At 60.5% G+C, this 17,358-nt stretch carries 13 protein-coding genes; 8 read left to right on the forward strand and 5 right to left on the reverse strand.

Annotated features, from left to right (window positions below):
- The first annotated feature begins 20 nt into the window (after positions 1–20).
- A complete protein-coding gene (locus D8780_RS09780) occupies positions 21–584 on the forward strand; it encodes a hypothetical protein (RefSeq protein WP_121645422.1) in 564 nt (187 codons plus the stop codon).
- Positions 585–597: 13 nt separating this feature from the next.
- Here D8780_RS09780 and D8780_RS09785 read toward each other — a convergent pair whose 3' ends face one another.
- On the reverse strand, positions 598–1,239 hold the full coding sequence (locus tag D8780_RS09785) for a 2-dehydro-3-deoxy-phosphogluconate aldolase (RefSeq protein WP_121646500.1): 642 nt from the start codon (positions 1,237–1,239) through the stop codon (positions 598–600).
- Positions 1,240–1,302: 63 nt separating this feature from the next.
- The gene (locus tag D8780_RS09790) at positions 1,303–2,274 is read right to left on the reverse strand and encodes an N-acetylmuramidase domain-containing protein (protein ID WP_121645423.1); all 972 of its coding nucleotides are present in this window, start codon (positions 2,272–2,274) and stop codon (positions 1,303–1,305) included.
- A 96-nt stretch (positions 2,275–2,370) separates the two neighbouring features.
- Between D8780_RS09790 and trhO the strand changes: the two genes are divergently transcribed.
- From trhO to D8780_RS09825, 7 genes are all read left to right on the forward strand, one after another.
- Positions 2,371–3,294 (forward strand): oxygen-dependent tRNA uridine(34) hydroxylase TrhO, encoded by a 924-nt coding sequence (trhO, locus tag D8780_RS09795; RefSeq protein WP_121645424.1) that lies wholly within the window; start codon positions 2,371–2,373, stop codon positions 3,292–3,294.
- A gap of 78 nt (positions 3,295–3,372) precedes the next feature.
- Positions 3,373–4,470, forward strand: coding sequence for a ferrochelatase (hemH, locus tag D8780_RS09800; protein ID WP_121645425.1), 1,098 nt, complete (start codon positions 3,373–3,375; stop codon positions 4,468–4,470).
- An 88-nt stretch (positions 4,471–4,558) separates the two neighbouring features.
- Positions 4,559–5,566 carry an SPFH domain-containing protein gene (locus D8780_RS09805; protein WP_121646501.1) on the forward strand — a complete coding sequence of 336 codons (1,008 nt, stop codon included), beginning with the start codon at positions 4,559–4,561 and terminating at the stop codon, positions 5,564–5,566.
- A gap of 35 nt (positions 5,567–5,601) precedes the next feature.
- On the forward strand, positions 5,602–6,063 hold the full coding sequence (locus D8780_RS09810; RefSeq protein ID WP_121645426.1) for an NfeD family protein: 462 nt from the start codon (positions 5,602–5,604) through the stop codon (positions 6,061–6,063).
- 105 nt (positions 6,064–6,168) lie between these two features.
- Positions 6,169–7,980 (forward strand): outer membrane beta-barrel protein, encoded by a 1,812-nt coding sequence (locus D8780_RS09815; RefSeq protein ID WP_121645427.1) that lies wholly within the window; start codon positions 6,169–6,171, stop codon positions 7,978–7,980.
- A gap of 160 nt (positions 7,981–8,140) precedes the next feature.
- On the forward strand, positions 8,141–9,364 hold the full coding sequence (locus D8780_RS09820) for a lytic murein transglycosylase (protein ID WP_121645428.1): 1,224 nt from the start codon (positions 8,141–8,143) through the stop codon (positions 9,362–9,364).
- Positions 9,365–9,392: 28 nt separating this feature from the next.
- Complete coding sequence (locus tag D8780_RS09825) at positions 9,393–10,715, forward strand: SGNH/GDSL hydrolase family protein (RefSeq protein ID WP_121645429.1); 1,323 nt, start codon at positions 9,393–9,395, stop codon at positions 10,713–10,715.
- Positions 10,716–10,718: 3 nt separating this feature from the next.
- Here the strand turns inward: D8780_RS09825 and D8780_RS09830 are convergent, their stop codons facing one another.
- The 3 genes from D8780_RS09830 to gltB form a co-directional block, all read right to left on the reverse strand.
- Entirely contained in the window at positions 10,719–12,176 is a 1,458-nt protein-coding gene (locus D8780_RS09830) for a glutamate synthase subunit beta (RefSeq protein ID WP_121645430.1), read from the reverse strand.
- A 110-nt stretch (positions 12,177–12,286) separates the two neighbouring features.
- Complete coding sequence (locus D8780_RS09835) at positions 12,287–12,616, reverse strand: heavy metal-binding domain-containing protein (RefSeq protein ID WP_121645431.1); 330 nt, start codon at positions 12,614–12,616, stop codon at positions 12,287–12,289.
- Positions 12,613–17,298, reverse strand: a complete 4,686-nt coding sequence (gltB, locus tag D8780_RS09840; RefSeq protein WP_121645432.1) for a glutamate synthase large subunit — start codon at positions 17,296–17,298, stop codon at positions 12,613–12,615. The genes D8780_RS09835 and gltB overlap by 4 nt, the downstream gene beginning before the upstream one ends.
- Between the last annotated feature and the right edge of the window lie 60 nt (positions 17,299–17,358).

Genomic DNA, 17,358 nt, shown 5'->3' on the forward strand with positions numbered 1-17,358 from the left:
AGAACCGGAACCTTTGCCCGATGACACCGATCAGCAGCCGCGTTGCCGGCAGCGCGCTCGCCCTCATACGCCAGGGCACCGAGGAGCCGAAGCCCAAGCTGCTGGATCAGACAATCGGGATGATCGCTGCGGAAAACGGGCTTGATGTCGAAACGACCGTTAATGAATTGACGAACAGAGCAGAGATGCGGATCTCGGAATCGATCTTCAGCGTCAACCACATCGATATCAACGAACGGAAATTGAAGCTGTTCGAAGAGGTCGGCGAAGCGCTGAACGTCGATCAAGACGACTTCGATACGGTCTCAGCCTATGCATCCGCGCTCAGGGTCGAAGTCGCCAAAATTCTTCGGGATCCGATGGGTGAGAAGATCATCCGCGAGATAGAAGAAGAACTCGGTCTGGACGAGCTTGGTGTAAGCCTTGATGAAGTCATATCAGCCATCGCGAACCCGGACGGCGAGGCCGACGCCAAACTCACGGAAGCCCTCGACAAGAAATACAATGGCGATCGACAGAGCGCCAAAGACGCTATCGAACACCTTCAGCTCAACGAGCTTGGCCTTTACGGCCCGGCGTTCTGAGGCTTCCTGCATCTCAGGCGGTTTTCAGGCCGGATGCTTCACGCGCCAGACGCTCGATCTCGTCCCAGTTTCCGGCATCCATCGCATCCTGCGGCGTTACCCATGAGCCGCCCACGCAAAGAACATTCGGCAGGGCGAGGTAATCCGGCGCGCTCTGCGGCGTGATGCCACCCGTCGGACAGAAGCGGACGGAAGCAAGCGGGCTGGACAGCGATTTCAGATAGGCCCGGCCGCCGCTCTGTTCAGCCGGGAAGAACTTCAGGATGGAATAGCCCTCTTCCATCATGCTCATCACTTCCGATGGCGTTGTCGCGCCGGGCAGGAAAGGCACGGCATGGTCCTTCGCCACGCCGAGAAGTTCCACGGTCGTGCCAGGCGAGACGATGAACTGCGAGCCGGCATCGGCGGCTTCCTTGAACTGCTTGGGGTTGAGGATCGTCCCGGCCCCGACGATTGCCCCTTCGACCTCATTGGCCACAAGACGAATGGCATCCAGTGCCTCGGCCGTTCTGAGCGTGATCTCGATGGCCGGCAGACCACCGGCGACCAGAGCCTTGGCCATCGGCACTGCATGAGAAAGATTGCTGATCTGAACGACGGGAATAACAGGCTGTCCGGTCAGCACTTGCGACAAGGCTTCTGTTTTCTGTTGCAGCTTCATCGTGCGCCCGTCCTTCTTCGCGCTTTGGATCGAACCGACTTATAGTCCTTCGGGGGCTCAGTCCAACCGCGTTCTTGCAAAAACTCTCTGGAGAACCGCGTAAAGCAGCGTCAAAAGCGCCCAGCCGACAGAAGAAGGAATGGACGCATCCTCGGCGCCACTATCATCCTTCCCGCCTGAACGCGCCGTCTGCGACGCCGTCGCGCGCACCAGTTCCGCGAATGTCCGAGGACCCGCAATTCCGTCGATCACCAGATCATGATCGGCCTGAAAACGCTTGAGGACTGCATCGGTCTGCGGCCCGAAGCGGCCGTCGACCCGTAAATCATAGCCGAGTACGGTGAGGTCCCTCTGCATCTTGTGAACGGCCGGGCCGTCCATGCCACGCCGCAAGGTTATGGTCTTCGTTTTCGGGGCCAATGCTTTGACGAATGAGCGTTGATAGGCACCGAAAGCGGCTTCCAACTTCGTGTCGTAAGCATTTTTTGCATAGGCCGGGCCGTTATAGCCTTTCGCAAAGGCCCTGAAATCCTGCCGGCGTAGAGCATCGTCCAATCCGGCTCTCGCAATGAACCGCCCCATCAGGCGCACCTGTCCGCCGATTCCGTTTCGGGCATCGGCGACCAGCGCGTCGACGGACGGATAACCGAGCCAGCGCCAGTGTGAGCCCATCACCTGCCCGCATCCCCATGAACAGCTTTCGTAAGCCGCGACATGATGGATGGCCGCAGCACGCTCCAGCATGGTCCAGCGTGCGGCTTGGCTGCGCGGATTCTTCACGGCCCCCGCGCGAGGATGGGCGAGCCCCGCTTCGCGCGCGATCGCGCGGGCCCTGCCCGCCAGCCGGCGGTCGAAATAATGCCCCTCGAAGCGGATCAGAGGTTCGTCCCGGCCAGCAACCCGCGCCGAAAGACGGCCGCCGCTCTCTACCGCGACAACAGCCGCAAGAGCCGCCGGCGACAGATCCAACCTCTTGGCTTCTCGGCCGATCGCCTCCACCAGAGGCGCGGCCAGTTTCGGTACCACCATGCTTTTCCTCCTAGAATGCGACGGATTGAAAATATGATTGTCCGCCACATCGCAGAGACGTGGAAAAGCCTTCGATTTTTCGCTAGAGCGGCGCCCATGACAAAGAAAACCGCGCTGCCCATTCGCATCTGTGCCCTCTACTGCTTCACCACCGTTGCGGATTCCGTCGGGCTGCGGGAACAACTGTTCAGCCTGTGCGAAAACAATGGCATTCGCGGAACTCTCCTGATCGCTCATGAGGGCATCAACGGCACGGTAGCAGGCTCTGACGACGCCATCGATGCGCTCATTGCAGAACTATCTGACGCGCTCGACTTCACGCGCGCCGAAGTGAAATATGCACGCGCGGCCGAGATGCCGTTTCATCGGCTCAAGGTGCGGCTGAAGAAAGAGATCGTCACCATGGGCGTGGAAGATCTCGATCCCGTTCACGGCACCGGCACGCATCTGTCGCCCGAAGAATGGAACGAACTTCTGGCCGACCCTGACACGGTCGTGATCGACACGCGCAACGATTACGAGATCGCTCTCGGAACTTTCGATAAGGCCGTCGACCCGGAAACCACCACCTTTCGACAGTTCCCGGAATGGGCGGAGCGTCACGACAATGAGTTGCGCGGCAAGAAACTGGCCATGTTCTGCACCGGCGGCATCCGGTGTGAAAAGGCGACGGCCTACATGAAGTCGCTCGGCCATGACGAAGTCTATCACCTCAAGGGCGGCATCCTCGCCTATCTCGAACAGGTGCCAACGGAGGAGAGCCGATGGCAGGGCGACTGTTTTGTCTTCGACGAGCGCGTTGCGGTCGGCCATGGCCTTGCCACCTCCGATGCGACACTTTGCCGCGCCTGCCGCCATCCCCTCACGGAAAAGGACCGGACCGGCCCTCATTACGAGGAAGGTGTTTCCTGTCGATACTGCTATGAAGACAGAACGGAAGCGGATCGCGCCCGCTACCGCCAACGCCACGAGCAAATGAAGCTGGCCGAGAAAACGGGCAGAAAACATATCGGGCGATGAAAGAGGCCATGCCTCCCATTACCGCGCCCACACACCTAGATTGATGGCAGAGTGCCAGAAGAAAGACGCTGATCCCTCATGACCGAGACGACAACCATCGCGACAGAAAACCCGCATAGATCTTCTTTGCTGGAGACGCCGCTCGACCGCTCAGAGACGCGTAAGATCGGCCCGCTTCCCGCCGATCACCCCCCGGTCGAACCGAAGAAGACGGGCGTTCTGCTGGTCAATCTCGGCACACCCGATGGCACGGATTACTGGCCGATGCGCCGCTATCTGCGGCAGTTCCTTTCCGACAGACGCGTCATCGAGTGGCCGCGCGCGGCATGGTATCCGATCCTCTATGGCATCGTCCTGAACACGCGCCCCAAAAAGAGCGGCGCCGCCTATGCGTCGATCTGGAACACGGAGCGCAATGAGAGCCCGCTTCGTACCATCACGCGCAGCCAGGGTGAGAAACTGGCTGAAACATTGGCCGGCGAAGAGCACGTCGTCGTGGATTGGGCCATGCGCTACGGCCAGCCCTCCATCGAAGATGTCACGAACAGGCTGCTGAAGCAGGGCTGCCAGCACATCGTTCTGATGCCGCTCTACCCGCAATATTCGGCTTCGACCACGGCCACCGTTCAGGACGACTTCTTCCGCGCTCTGATGAAACTCCGTTGGCAGCCTTCCATCACCACGATCGGGCCCTGGCATGACGAGCCGGTCTATATCGAGGCCCTGGCGCGTTCCATCGAGCAGCATCTGGCGACGCTCGACTGGGAGCCGGAGCGGGTCATCGCCTCCTATCACGGCATTCCGCAAAGCTATTTCCGGAATGGCGATCCCTATCACTGTCATTGTCAGAAGACGTCACGCCTGCTCGAAAAGCGGCTTGGATGGGAAGAAGGCAGGTTCATGACGTGCTTCCAGAGCCGTTTCGGGCCGGAAGAATGGCTGCAGCCCTATACGGACAAAACCGTGGAGAAGCTGGCCAATGAAGGCATCAAGCGGATCGCCGTCTTCAATCCCGGCTTCGTGGCCGACTGTCTCGAAACGCTCGAAGAGATCGCTGGCGAAGCCGGTGAAATCTTTCATGAGCATGGCGGCGAGAAGTTCACCCACATTCCCTGCCTGAACGACTCACCGGAAGGCATGGCCGTAATCGAGGAATTGGTGCGGCGGGAAATCTAAACGCTGTCTCGAAAGGCGTCGCCTTCAACTGAACGTTTTCGCGATCTAAAGCCGTCGGATTGCTTGAAGAATATTAGTGGAGCTTTTCATGTCCCCTCTCGATATTGCGCTGATCGTTCTTGCGGTCCTCGTTCTCCTGACGCTCTACATGGCGGTGACGATCGTCCCGCAGGGCTACAATTACACGGTTGAGCGTTTCGGACGGTATACCCGTACACTGTCACCCGGCCTGTCTCTGGTGACGCCCTATATCGAGCGCATTGGCTCGCGCATGAACATGATGGAGCAGGTGCTCGACATCCCGAGTCAGGAGGTCATCACCCGCGACAACGCCACCGTCATGGTCGATGCCGTGGCTTTCTACCAGGTGCTGAACGCCAGCGCTGCAGCTTATGAGGTGGCCGGGCTCGAAAACGCGATCCTGAACCTCACCATGACGAATATCCGATCGGTCATGGGCAATATGGATCTCGACGAACTGCTCTCCAATCGTGACGTCATCAATGACAAGCTGCTGCGCGTTGTCGACGAAGCCACCTCGCCTTGGGGCGTGAAGATGACCCGCGTCGAGATCAAGGATATTTCACCGCCCACCGATCTGGTCGAAGCAATGGGCCGGCAGATGAAGGCCGAGCGTCTCAAGCGTGCCGAAATTCTGGAATCGGAAGGCCGCAAGCAGAGCGCGGTCCTTGAGGCAGAAGGCCGGAAACAGGCGCAGGTGTTGCAGGCTCAGGGCCGGCGAGACGCCGCTTTCCTCGATGCCGAAGCACGCGAGCGCGCCGCCGAGGCCGAAGCGAAGGCAACCGAGCTGGTTTCGGATGCCGTCGCGAAGGGCGATGTGGCGGCTCTCAATTACTTCGTCGCGCAGAAATACACCGAAGCGGTGACCAATATCGGCAGTGCGCCGAACTCCAAACTCGTGCTGATGCCACTCGAAGCCTCCTCGCTGATTGGCTCGCTCGGCGGGATCGGGCAGCTGGCGCGCGATGTATTCGGCGATACGCCGGTAACGCCGCCATCGGAGCAGCCGGCACCGTCCAGCCAGTCGTCTCGCTCCCGCGTGCCCCGCGCGGGCCGCAAACAGGATGACGCATAATGGCCGCCTGTTTGGCAATCGGGTAGTGTGATTGCATGACTTTTCTGATCGAACAGCTCGGCGTCTGGCTCTGGATCATTGGCGGCTTCGTGCTGCTTCTGCTGGAATTGTTAATTCCCGGCGTCTTCCTTCTGTGGATCGGCCTTGCCGCGCTCGCCACCGGTGCCATCGCCCTTGTCGCAATCGGCCCGGCGGCAGACTGGCTGGTCTGGCAGACGCAACTTGCCATCTTTCTGGTTCTTTCGGCAGCCTTCACGATCACGGGACGCCGCTACGCGAAAGGCGCGTTGGAAGATAAATCCGCAGAGCACCTGAATCGCCGCGGCGACGCGCTTGTGGGCCGAACCGCCACGCTGATCGAGCCGATCGTCAACGGTTATGGACGTGCACGGATCGACGACAGTTCCTGGCGCGTTGCCGGGCCTGACCTGCCAGCCGGTTCGACGGTGCGTATTCTCGACGCGGCAGAAGGCCATCTCACAGTTGAAGCAGCATGAACTTTGCGGCGCACGCCGCGCCGCAAAGTTTTCTTAACCATAGACGCTTACGTTTCCTTCACCATATCCGGCTCTGGCCGGATTTTGCCCGTGGAGAGCTGAGGCGTGCGCAATCCGCATTCATCGCCATTGAAACATGTCCGGCTGTGCGTACTCACTGTTCTGTTCGCATTCGGACCGGCGGCGGCCAACGCACAGGACGACAGCACGATATTGGCGCAGGCGGAGCCCCGAGGCACGCTCGCCGACATACTGGAAGAACAGCAACGCATCATTGACCAGAACCTTCTGGCGGATACGCCTTTGCCGTCGCCGATTGAAGAAGCGGATCGTCAAGGTGCGGGCCCTTTCGGCGATAGAGAAGTCCCATCTCCCCGATCCCGCCCGCGATACGACGAGTCCCGCTCCGGTTCATTCGGCGATCGTTCGGCAGAAGACCTGCCTGATGACAATGAGGCCGCTCCCCCCCGGCTTCAGAGGCAGGCGGAGCGCAGCCGCCCGTCCTTCACGAGCGGCCCCGGACGCCAGCGCCCTTCAGCGGCCGCTCGCCCGGCCCGCTCCGCTACCCCTGCCCTCTCGTCTCAACGAAGGACCAGCCTGGAAGGCGGCGAAGAACAGCGACCAGCGGAAACCGATACGAGCGGCAGAAGTGACAGTGAGTCCCTCGCGACCGGTAGCATACGGCAGGGCCCAGTGCTCAGCCCCGATGCTGATGACTTCAAGCGCACGGCGCGCATCGGTTCAATCGACGGCAACGAGGCGAACACGGAATATCAGGAGGCGGACGAAATCTTTCAGGCCGTCGGTTTTCGCGCGGGCGGCATGGTCTTGCGTCCCTCCATCGAGAGCGGGATGACCGTCACCGATAATGTGAACCTCACTCCGGAGGGTGAAGGCGCGGTTCTGTCCGAGACGACATTGCGGATCGAAGCCGCGACCGAGGGCAGTGACGATACGGCAAGCCTCAATGGGTTTCTGACGTATGAAAAGAGCATTTCCGGCGCTGACTTTTCCGAACCGGAAGGCGGCGTGAACGCATCAGCGCAATATGGCCTGACATCCGATCTCCGGTTGAACGCAACCGCCTTTTACGCCGGGAAATATGAAGGCGCGGAGGCCCCCTTCGGAACGGTGGCGCCGGATACGTCAAGTTTCGAGCATAGTTTTGGCAGCAGCGTCGGCATTGAGAAATATGAGGGACCGGCCCGTTACGCGATGACCGGAGAAGTCGAACGCACGGCCTATTCCGATGCGGATTCAGCCTCTGGGACCGTCTCCCAGGACGATCGGAACACGACGCTGCTCAATCTTCGCCTGCGGGCCGGATATGAAATCTCCCCCGCGCTCGTCCCTTTCGTCGAAATGGAAATAGGACGCAGATTTTACGACAATGAGGTCGATGCCAGCGGCTTCGAGCGCTCATCCGATCGCTATGCTTTGCGGGGCGGCGTTGAGATTGACCTCTCCGAGAAGCTGAGAGGAGAGATCGCAGCCGGCTACATCACCGAGAGAACCGATGATGACGATCTGGCCGACGTCGACGGGTTCAGCATCGAGGGAAGCTTGGCATGGTCGCCGATGCGCGGCACGGACGTCGCCCTCGGCCTGCGAACAGAGGTCGAGGGAGCGACGGGAACCGGCGCGTCCGGATCCCTCCTGCGGGGCGTTGACCTGACGATCACGCGGCAGCTTCGCGCCGACCTTGAGGTTGCAGCCGATTTCACAGCCGAACGCCGAGATTATGTCGAAACAGATGATGAGGATACGATCCTGTCGGCTCAACTCGGCGCGACCTACTGGCTGAATCGCTCCGCCGCCATTATCGGCCGCATCCTGCATGAACGGCAGACGAGCACGCTGCCCGATCGCGATTACAAGGCGAACAGTGCCTTCCTTGGAATTCGACTTCAGCGTTGACAGTGCCTGAAGCGCCACACTGTCAGGTCATCATCGTGCCGTTTTCTTGGATTATAGAGCCCTTCTAATCGATCAGCGCGAAGCAACAGGTCGTGGTAAACGCTTCCTTAATGCGCGCCGGTCTATCGTGGGGATGATCAGAATCGACAAGGGGGTGCCCATGCCGTTCCACTCATTTGCCCGACGCCTCGTGCGCGGCCTTTCCATTATCGCGATCGCTGCTGCTCCCGCACTGGCCACCGCTCCGGCTAATGCCGATGCGGGGTTTCAGCGTTGGATCAGGGATTTTCGGTCCGTGGCGCTGAACAGCGGCGTCAGCGCGGCCACCTATGATCTTGCCTTCAGGGGCGTGACGGATCCCGACCCGGAAGTCCTGCGCAAAGCCAACAATCAGGCAGAGTTCAAAGCGCCGATCTGGCAGTACATCGACAATCAGGTCAATGAAGACACCGTGGCCCTTGGCAGGGAAATGAAGCGGAAATATGCATCGCTCCTGAGCCGGATCGAGCAGCGTTTCGGTGTCCCGGGCGAGGTCGTTCTTTCCATCTGGTCGATTGAAAGCCAGTATGGCGAATATCTGAAGAAGACCGACCGCTTGCACTATGCTCCGCAGGCCCTGGCCACCCTCGCCTACGCCGATCGCCGCCGTGCGAAATTCGCGCGCGGTCAGTTGATCGCCGCGCTGAAAATCCTGCAATCCGGCAATATTGACCGCCGCCATCTGGCCTCGTCCTGGGCTGGCGCGATGGGCCACACGCAGTTCATTCCGACCTCCTATCTGGCCTATGCCGTCGATTTTGACGGCGACGGCAAGAAAGACATCTGGAACAGCGTGCCCGATGCGCTCGCGACAGCCGCAAACCTTCTGGCGCGCAATGGCTGGGAAACCGGCCGCACCTGGGGTTACGAAGTCGTTCTGCCGAACACCGGCAAAAAGTTCTACGGCGGCTGGCAGTCGCTGCGCGATTGGGAACGCGCTGGTATCCGACGCACTCATGGCCGGTCGTTCACCATCAATGACAAAGCCGAACTGAAAGTCCCCGATGGCCGCAACGGCCCCGTCTTTCTGGTCGTCAAGAATTTCGAGGTACTGAAGCGCTACAACAATGCCGACAAATATGCTCTGTCGGTGGCCCTTCTTTCGGACCGCCTCGCTGGTTATGACGATCTTTACGCGGACTGGAACCGGCCCTTCAAGCCGCTGAATTCCAACGAAAAGCGTGAGCTGCAGAAGCGTCTCGCCCATCATGGGCTCTATGAAGGCGCGATCGACGGCAAGATCGGTGGCGGGACCATGGGAGCGATCACAGCCTATCAGGCGCGCTCAGGCTTGACCGTCAACGGCTTCCCTTCCATGGAAGTGCTGAACAGCCTGCGCCGCTGACGGGACCGCCGGCGGGAGAAAGGAGCCTATGAACGTAGCGCCAATTCGCCCCGATGGGCCCCACTCCGTTCCGCGTCTCCTTCTGATCGGTTTTCTGACCCTTGCTCTCGCCGTCACCGGCGGGAGCATTGTGCTTTCCTCGCCGGCCTCCGCTGAAGGATTTCTTTCCAAAATTTTCCGCTCGGATAATGAGCTCAACAGCAGCGCCAGGCAGACGAGGAAGGAAATTCGGCAACAGAGGCAGAGGGCGCGTCCGAAGCCCCGCAAACCCGCGGTCCGTCGTAAAGCCGTCAGGAAAAAACAGCGTGCCCCCGTCATTTCCAAGCCGGCAGAACCCGCCCGCGAGGTGGTCGAGAAGCGCGACGACGCAAGGACCGTCCTGGTCGTAGGCGATTTCATGGCCGGCAATCTGGCCGATGGTCTGACCGAGCGATTTGCCGACAAGGAAAACATCCGCATTGCCGAGAGCGACAATGGCTCCTCCGGCCTCGTGCGCGACGATTATTTCGATTGGCCAGCGCGTCTGCCGGGCCTTGTCGAAGAGAAAGACCCCGACGTTCTTATCGTGATGATCGGCGCCAATGACCGGCAGGCCATGGGCGTCAACGGGCGCGCGCAGCCGGTCCGCTCCTCCGAATGGAACGATGAATATCGCCGACGGGTCGGAGAGATCGCCAAAGTGGCTGGCGAAGCGGAGATTCCGCTGATCTGGGTCGGCCAGCCATCCTATAAGTTCAGCTCGATGAATACCGACATGCTGGCCTTCAACGAAATCTACCGCACCGTTGTAGAGGAACAGAAAGGCCACTTCGTAGACGTGTGGGAAGGCTTCGTCGACAGCGAGGGCAATTTTGTCTTCACCGGTCCGGATGTGAAGGGCCAAATGGCACGCCTTCGCAATAGTGACGGCATCAACATGACATCCGCCGGCGATGAAAAGCTGGCTTTCTATACCGAGAAGGCTCTCGATGAGGCCCTTGGCGGGATGATTTCAGGCAAGCCGCCGGTCATAACCGGTCCCGAACTGGACACCGTCAAGCCCGACGTCTCTTCCATGACGCGGACGCCCGTCTATACGATCGACGACCCTGAACTTGATGGTGCAGAGGGTCTCTATGGCGGCATTGCTGGGCCAACTGGCGATGATAGTGAAAACGATACGGCGCCGGTGACGAGCGGCTTGCCGCCGCTACCGCCGAAAGGACGCGCATCCGACTTCGGTGGCACCAGCCGGCTTCCAGCCGGTACCATCGATGAAGGCGACGCGCCTTCGCGTGACGAGCAAGCTGCGGCAACCGACCGTCCGGCCCGCCTCTCCTCGACTTCTAATCCGACGGTTTCAGCGAACTAGCGCTTAACGCGGCAGAAGGCTTTCGCCCATCAAAGCCTCATCGATCGAACGAGCAGCCTGTCGGCCCTCGCGGATCGCCCAAACGACGAGGCTCTGTCCCCGGCGGACGTCGCCTGCGACATAGAACTTGTCGATATTGGTCCGATAATCGCGGTCATTACCAACCACATTGACGGAACCGCGCCGGTCCGTATTGGTCACAAGCTGTTCGCCGAGATCGGAGAGCACGCCACGTGTGGCAGGCCCGGCAAAGCCGATCGCGATGAAGGCCAGTTCCGCCGGAATGACGAACTCCGTACCCTCGATCGGATTGCGCTTTTCGTCGACCTTGGCGACCTTCACACCGGTCAGTCGTCCCTCTTCTCCAACGAAAGCGATGGTCGCGACCTGAAACTCGCGCTCTGCCCCTTCCGCCTGGCTGGACGATGTCCGCATCTTGGTCGCCCAGTAAGGCCAGACGGTCAGTTTGTCTTCCTTTTCCGGCGGTTGCGGACGAATGTCGAGCTGGGTCACCCGGGTCGCGCCCTGGCGGAACGACGTGCCCACGCAGTCGGAGGCTGTATCGCCGCCGCCGACCACGACGACGCGCCGGCCCCCAGCACTCACCTCATGATCGAGCGCCCAAGCCGCCGATTGCGGGTTTTCCTTGCCGACACGGCGGTTCTGTTGAACCAGGAAAGGCATCGCATCATAGACGCCATCGAGATCGGCCCCCGGAATGCCGGCTGCGCGCGGCGTCTCAGAACCGCCGCAGTAGAGAACGGCGTCATATTCATCGAGAAGGCTCTGAACGGTACGGTCGACGCCGATCTCGACACCGCAATGGAATGTGACGCCTTCGCCTTCCATCTGTGTGACACGCCGGTCGATCAGGTGCTTTTCCATCTTGAAGTCGGGAATGCCGTAACGCAGCAGGCCACCCGGCTTGCTTTCGCGTTCAAACAGATCGACCTTGTGGCCCGCGCGACCGAGTTGCTGCGCAGCGGCAAGTCCAGCCGGACCAGAGCCGATAATAGCGACGCGCTTGCCGGTCTGCGTCTCAGCCGGACGCGGCCGAATGTAGCCCGTCTCATAGGCCTTGTCCGCAATCGCCTGCTCGATGGTTTTGATGGCAACCGGCACATCCTCGAGATTGAGCGTGCACGCTTCCTCGCACGGAGCCGGGCAGATGCGGCCCGTGAATTCCGGGAAGTTGTTGGTGGAATAGAGGTTGACGATGGCCTCTTCCCACTGATCGTTCCAGATCAGATCGTTCCAGTCCGGGATCTGGTTGTGCACCGGACAGCCCGTCGGCCCATGGCAGAACGGAATTCCGCAATCCATGCAGCGGGCGGCCTGTTTGCGCACTTCACCCGTTTCCATAGGAATGGTGAATTCCTTGAAATGGCGAATTCGGTCGGATGCCGGCTGATACTTCGGATCCTGCCGGTCGATCTCAAGGAAACCCGTTACCTTACCCATAGGCGTCCAACCCCCGTCTGACGCGCGCTTTTCGCACGTGGGCGCGTTCTAGCGCACCCTTCTACTGTTCTTCAATGCGGCCAATGCCCGCGATGCTGTGCAAGAAGCCTCTATTCCAGCGTCACAGCCGTTCCCGATGCCACCACCATCAACATGGAGGAGGAGCCATTGCCGGACGTGATGTTCTCATAATCCAGATCGACGCCGACGACCGCATTGCCGCCGAGGCGTTGGGCTTCGTCGCCCATCTCGCCAAGCGCAAGTTCGCGCCCCTGACCCAGGCTTTTCTCGTAAGAGCCGGAGCGGCCGCCCACAATGTCGCGAATGGAGGCGAAGAAATCGCGAAACACATTCGTTCCGAGGATCGCTTCGCCAGTTACGACACCATGATAGGCCACGATACGCCGGCCTTCGACGGTATTGGTGGTGGTGATGATCATTCAGCCGCCACTCCCATCTTATTGCGCTCCATCTCTTCCAGAGCACGCCGGTACTCGACCGGCATCACCTTCCGGAATTTCGGACGGTACTCGGTCCAGTTATCAAGGATCGTTGCCGCCCGGTCGGAGCCTGTGTGATGCTTGTGATTGGCGATGAGCTGATAGAGGCGCTCCTCATCATGGCTCGTCATGTCGTCCAGCACGTCCACCAGACCCTTATGCATCAGGTCGCCGCCATGGTGGTGCAGCTTCTCGAGCATGTCATCCTCTTCAGGGACAGGCTCCAGCTCGACCATAGCCATGTTGCACCGCTCGGCGAAATTGTCGTCCTCATCGAGGACATAGGCGACGCCGCCGCTCATGCCGGCGGCGAAGTTACGCCCGGTTCCGCCAAGAACCACAACCACACCACCCGTCATATATTCGCAGCCGTGGTCGCCCACGCCTTCGACGACGGCCACAGCTCCGGAATTGCGGACGGCAAAGCGCTCTCCAGCAATACCACGGAAGTAACATTCACCCTCGATGGCGCCATAGAGGACCGTATTGCCGACGATGATGGATTCCGACGGCTTGATCGAAGCGTCTTCAGGCGGGCGGATGATGATCTTTCCACCCGACAGGCCCTTGCCGACATAGTCGTTGCCGTCACCGATCAGGTCGAACGTCACGCCATGGGCGAGGAACGCGCCGAAACTCTGGCCGGCTGTGCCGCGGAGCGTCACATGAATGGTGTCGTCCGCAAGGCCCTTGTGGCCGAAGTTCTTGGCGACGCGGCCCGACAGCATCGCTCCTGCCGAACGATCGACGTTCCTGATTTCCGCTTCAAGACGAACCTGCTGGCGTGTGGTCAGCGCAGCCTCAGCCTCTTCGATCAGCTTGCGATCGAGGATTTCGTGGATCGGGTGATCCTGACGTTCCGTCCAGCGGATCTGCTCGGGCGCTGCGTGGGGCTTGAAGAACACCTTCGAGAAGTCGAGGCCCTGCGCCTTCCAGCTATCGATCATGTCCTTCTTGTCGAGAAGGTCGGAGCGACCTGTCAGCTCTTCGAGCGTCCGGAAGCCCATTGCAGCCATCAGTTCGCGCATCTCTTCGGCGACATAGAAGAAATAGTTGACCACATGCTCCGGCGCGCCCTTGAAGCGCTTGCGAAGGACGGGATCCTGCGTCGCGACACCGACCGGGCAGGTGTTGAGGTGACATTTCCTCATCATGATACAACCGGCAGCGATCAGCGGCGCAGTTGAGAAGCCGAATTCGTCGGCGCCGAGCAGCGCCCCGACAATGGCGTCGCGCCCGGTACGGATACCGCCATCGACCTGCAGCGCGACGCGCGAGCGCAGATTGTTCCTGACCAGCGTCTGATGGGTCTCGGCAAGCCCCATTTCCCACGGGCTGCCCGCATGCTTGAGCGAGGTCAGGGGCGAAGCGCCCGTGCCGCCGTCATACCCGGAAATGGTGATGTGATCGGCGCGCGCCTTGGCAACACCGGCCGCAACCGTGCCGACTCCGACCTCCGAGACCAGCTTTACGGAGACATCGGCATCCGGGTTGACGTTCTTCAGGTCGAAGATGAGCTGCGCCAGATCTTCGATCGAATAGATGTCATGGTGCGGCGGCGGCGAAATCAGGCCGACGCCCGGCGTCGAATGGCGCACCTTGGCGATCGTGGCATCCACTTTGTGACCGGGCAACTGGCCGCCCTCGCCGGGCTTGGCGCCCTGCGCGACCTTGATCTGCATCATGTCGGAGTTGATGAGATATTCCGCCGTCACGCCGAACCGGCCGGACGCCACCTGCTTGATCGCGGAACGTTCCGGGTTCATGCCGCCGGTGGCCAGCGGGTTGAACCGGTCCGGCTCTTCGCCGCCCTCACCCGTATTGGACTTGCCGCCCATCTGGTTCATGGCACGCGCCAGCGTCGTGTGCGCCTCGCGGCTGATCGATCCGAAGCTCATCGCGCCCGTCGAGAAGCGCTTGACGATCTCGCTGGCCGGCTCGACCTCGGAGATATCGATGGGCTCGCGCCCGTCTTCCTCGGCCGTCTTGATATGGAAAAGCCCGCGAATGGTCTGTGCGGCATTGGCCGCTTCGTTCACCTGTTCGGAAAATTCCTTGAAGGTGCTGAAGCTCGACGTGCGGACCGCATGTTGGAGCGAGGCGACCGAATCCGGTGTCCAGACATGCTTTTCGCCACGCATGCGATAGGCATATTCGCCGCCCACATCGAGATTGCGCCGCAGGACCGGATCGTTGGAGAAAGCGAGATAGTGCCGCATTGCGGTCTCTTCCGCGATCTCGGCAATGCCCGCACCTTCGATCGTCGTCGCGGTGCCATAGAAATACTTATCGAGAAACTTCGTCGACAGGCCGACCGCATCGAAAATCTGCGCGCCGCAATAGGACTGATAGGTCGAGATGCCCATCTTGGACATGACCTTGAGGATGCCCTTGCCAATCGCCTTGATGTAACGGGTCACGACTTCCTGAGCGTCGACTTCGGGCGGGAAGGCCCCGTTCTTGTGCTCGTCCAGAAGGGTGTCGAAGGCGAGATAGGGATTGATTGCCTCTGCGCCATAGCCGGCAAGGCACGCGAAATGGTGCACTTCGCGAGGCTCGCCCGATTCCACGACCAGCCCGGCCGAGGTCCGCAACCCCTTGCGGATCAAATGGTGGTGAACGGCTGCCGTTGCCAGCAGGGCCGGAATGGCGATCCGGTCCGGCCCGATCTGACGGTCCGAAAGAATGATGATGTTGTAGCCGTTGTGAACCGCCTTCTCGGCCTTTTCACAAAGATGCGAGACCGCGCTAGGCATCCCGCCCGCGCCCTCGCGCGCATCGAAGGTGATGTCGAGCGTCTTTGTGTCGAAGCGATCGTCGGTGTGACCGATATTGCGGATCTTCTCCAGATCCGCATTGGTCAGGATGGGCTGGCGAACTTCGAGCCGCTTGCGCTTGGACGCGCCTTCATGATCCAGAATGTTCGGGCGCGGCCCGATGAAGGAGACAAGGCTCATCACCAGCTCTTCGCGGATCGGATCGATCGGCGGGTTGGTCACCTGCGCGAAGTTCTGCTTGAAATAGGTGTAGAGCAGCTTGGACTTGTCGCTCATCGCGCTGATCGGCGTATCGGTGCCCATCGAGCCGATCGCTTCCTGACCGGTGGTTGCCATGGGCGACATGAGCAAGCGCACGTCTTCCTGCGTGTAGCCGAAGGCCTGTTGGCGGTCGAGCAGAGACACATCCTTGCGCAGGGCACGCGGCTCGACCGGTGCCTGATCCTCAAGGATGATCTGCGTGCCTTCGAGCCATTCCCGATAAGGGTGCAGTTCGGCGAGGTCGCTCTTGACCTCGACGTCGGAGATGATGCGTCCCTCCTTCAGGTCGATCATCAGCATCTTGCCGGGCTGAAGCCGCCACTTCCTGACGATATCCTTCTCCGCGACCGGAAGAGTCCCCGCCTCGGACGCCATGACGACCCGATCGTCCTTGGTGACGATATAACGGGCCGGGCGCAGACCGTTGCGGTCGAGCGTCGCGCCGATGATCCTTCCATCGGTAAAGGCCACAGCGGCTGGGCCGTCCCACGGCTCCATCAGCGCGGCGTGATATTCATAGAAGGCCCGCCGATCTTCGCCCATCAGCTTGTTGCCGGCCCATGCTTCCGGGATCAGCATCATCATCGCGTGGGTCAGCGAGTAGCCGCCCTGGAAAAGGAACTCCAGCGCATTGTCGAAACAGGCGGTATCCGATTGACCTTCATAGGAGATCGGCCAGAGCTTCTGAATATCCTCTCCGAAGAGGTCGGAGGAAACGGAAGCCTGACGCGCCGCCATCCAGTTCACATTGCCACGCAATGTGTTGATCTCGCCATTATGCGCCACCAGCCGGTAGGGGTGGCTCAACTTCCAGCTCGGGAAGGTGTTGGTCGAGAAGCGCTGGTGGACGAGAGCGAGAGCGCTTTCGAAGCGCTCATCGGTCAGATCCTTGTAATAACGGCCGAGCTGATAGGCCAGGAACATGCCCTTGTAGACGATCGTGCGGCTGGAAAGGGAAACAGGATACCAGCCATTGTCGCGCCCCTTCGTCTCCGAGTGAATGCGCTGACTGATGACCTTGCGGAGAATATAGAGACGGCGCTCGTAATCGTCGTCGCTCTCAATTCCCTCCGGCCGACCGACAAAGGCCTGCCGGTGGACAGGCTCGGACGCAACGATGTCCGGCGCCTTGGACAGGGAGGAATTGTCGACCGGCACATCGCGGAAGCCGAGAAACGGAATGCCCTCGGAATGGGCCGCGTCGCGGATGATATCCTCGATATGGGCGCGCAGATCGGCATCCTGCGGCATGAAGAAATGGCCGACGCCGTACTGGCCGGGCTCCGGAAGATCGACCCCGGTCTCGGCCATCACCGCCTTGAAGAAGGCATGCGGGATCTGGACAAGCATCCCCGCGCCGTCGCCCATCAGCGGATCGGCGCCGACCGCGCCGCGGTGGGTGAGGTTTTCGAGGATGAAGAGACCATCTTCGATGATCTTGTGCGATTGCCGGTTCTTCATATCGGCGATGAAACCGACGCCGCAGGCATCATGCTCGTTACGCGGATCATAAAGGCCCTGCGCGTCGGGGAGACCCGTTTTCGGAAGAGCCGCCACCGTCATCGCTCTGCTCTGTTCCGTCATCGCCCTACCCTCCGTCGCGCTCGCGCGCGAGCCATTGTTCGTTCCTATCTGGATTGAACG

The sequence above is a fragment of the Notoacmeibacter ruber genome (assembly GCF_003668555.1).
In the GTDB taxonomy this organism is placed as follows: domain Bacteria; phylum Pseudomonadota; class Alphaproteobacteria; order Rhizobiales; family Rhizobiaceae; genus Notoacmeibacter; species Notoacmeibacter ruber.

Bases quoted from the DNA above. Each gene is read 5' to 3' on its own strand.
- D8780_RS09780 (WP_121645422.1), top strand. From the start codon at position 21: ATGACACCGATCAGCAGCCGCGTTGCCGGCAGCGCGCTCGCCCTCATA.
- D8780_RS09790 (WP_121645423.1), bottom strand. From the start codon at position 2,274: ATGGTGGTACCGAAACTGGCCGCGCCTCTGGTGGAGGCGATCGGCCGA.
- trhO (WP_121645424.1), top strand. From the start codon at position 2,371: ATGACAAAGAAAACCGCGCTGCCCATTCGCATCTGTGCCCTCTACTGC.
- hemH (WP_121645425.1), top strand. From the start codon at position 3,373: ATGACCGAGACGACAACCATCGCGACAGAAAACCCGCATAGATCTTCT.
- D8780_RS09805 (WP_121646501.1), top strand. From the start codon at position 4,559: ATGTCCCCTCTCGATATTGCGCTGATCGTTCTTGCGGTCCTCGTTCTC.
- D8780_RS09810 (WP_121645426.1), top strand. From the start codon at position 5,602: ATGACTTTTCTGATCGAACAGCTCGGCGTCTGGCTCTGGATCATTGGC.
- D8780_RS09820 (WP_121645428.1), top strand. From the start codon at position 8,141: ATGCCGTTCCACTCATTTGCCCGACGCCTCGTGCGCGGCCTTTCCATT.
- D8780_RS09825 (WP_121645429.1), top strand. From the start codon at position 9,393: ATGAACGTAGCGCCAATTCGCCCCGATGGGCCCCACTCCGTTCCGCGT.
- D8780_RS09830 (WP_121645430.1), bottom strand. From the start codon at position 12,176: ATGGGTAAGGTAACGGGTTTCCTTGAGATCGACCGGCAGGATCCGAAG.
- D8780_RS09835 (WP_121645431.1), bottom strand. From the start codon at position 12,616: ATGATCATCACCACCACCAATACCGTCGAAGGCCGGCGTATCGTGGCC.
- gltB (WP_121645432.1), bottom strand. From the start codon at position 17,298: ATGACGGAACAGAGCAGAGCGATGACGGTGGCGGCTCTTCCGAAAACG.